1 protein-coding gene is annotated in these 1,453 nt (G+C 45.0%); it reads left to right on the top strand.

Annotation, left to right across the window (positions count from 1 at the left end):
- Positions 1–42: 42 nt before the first annotated feature.
- Entirely contained in the window at positions 43–1,434 is a 1,392-nt protein-coding gene (locus tag B7982_RS14725; protein WP_088661416.1) for an IS3 family transposase, read from the top strand.
- Positions 1,435–1,453: the final 19 nt, after the last annotated feature.

Raw genomic sequence — 1,453 nt, 5'->3', positions numbered from 1 at the left:
GGGGATGCGGACGAATAGTTGGACACAACTAGAGGACGCATCATGCATTTTACCGAAGATCAAATCGCCAAGGCTTTGGAAACATTTCATGATTTAAAGTCGGCAACAAAGGTCGTTCGAAAACTCGGATATCCATCGACAAAACAGTTGTACAAGTGGATAAAAAAGGAAGGCCAACCGCATCAGGAAAGAAAACACCATAGGATTATAAACACTCCAGAACATCCGCCACACGCTCCTTTCAATGTTAAGCTAGAGGCCATCCGCAGATGCTACGAAATGGGCGAACCTATGATTTCTGTCGCCAAAGATATTGGATATACGTACGCAAGTATCTATTATTGGTATCAGGACTATAAAAAATACGGACTTATGGGACTGCAGAACAAACCAAGACCAACGAAGCGGAAACTGGAGAAGGAAAAGGATCTTTCTTCCGAAGACGCGAAGGCGCTGAACGAGAAAATCCGAAGTCTCCAGCTAGAAGTTGACATATTGAAGGAGACGCTGAACATAATAAAAAAAGACCCAGGCGTTGACTTGTCTGCCCTTCGCAACAGGGAAAAAACACAGCTTGTCAACGCCTTACGCAACCGCTACAAATTAAGGGATATCCTACTTGCATTGGGAATGTCCCGAAGCGTCTATTACTACAACGTAAAACACCTGAATGACCGGAACAATAAGGACCTTCAGTTGCTAAAAGAACTTGTCCCAATATTCGACGAGTCCAACAAAACTTACGGCTACAGAAAAATCCACAGCGAACTTTCAAAGACCGGAAAGAAAGTTTCCGAGAAGGTTGTCAGACGCGCAATGAAACTCGGCAACCTCATCGTCTACAAACCCAAGAAACTGAAATATAGTTCGTATAAAGGCGAAATCACACCCGCCGTTCCCAATATTCTCAATCGCAATTTTCACGCCGATGCACCCAATCAAAAATGGCTGACGGACATAACGGAATTTCCTCTACACGACGGCAAAGTGTACCTATCACCGATTATCGACTGCTTCGACGGAGCGCCAGTATGTTGGACAATCGGAGAGTCACCTGATGCGACCCTTGTCGACGAGATGCTGGATAAGGCCGTTGCGACACTCCATGAGGGTGAAACCCCGATAATCCATACGGACAGAGGAAGTCATTACAGGTGGCCCGGATGGATCGAGAGAATGAAAAAGTATGGCTTGACACGATCCATGTCAAGAAAGGGCTACACGCCCGACAACGCCGCGTGTGAAGGCTTTTTCGGTATACTCAAGAACGAGTTTTTCTACAGCAGGAACTGGGGAAAAGTTGACAAGGAAGAGTTCAAAGTTGAGCTTGAAAAATATTTGGAATGGTTTTGCACGAAACGGATAAAGGTCAGACTCAATGGAATGAGTCCAATGGATTACCGGAAACTATATTTGGACAAACAACCTGTCTAAATTATTGTCCGCATCTCCA

Origin of the sequence: Fibrobacter sp. UWB2 (genome assembly GCF_002210425.1) — a bacterium.
Classification (GTDB): Bacteria; Fibrobacterota; Fibrobacteria; order Fibrobacterales; family Fibrobacteraceae; genus Fibrobacter; species Fibrobacter elongatus.
This window is presented reverse-complemented; position numbering and strand designations above follow the sequence as displayed.

What these genes read in the sequence shown, in the direction of transcription:
- B7982_RS14725 (WP_088661416.1), top strand. Translation starts at nt 43, where the DNA reads ATGCATTTTACCGAAGATCAAATCGCCAAGGCTTTGGAAACATTTCAT.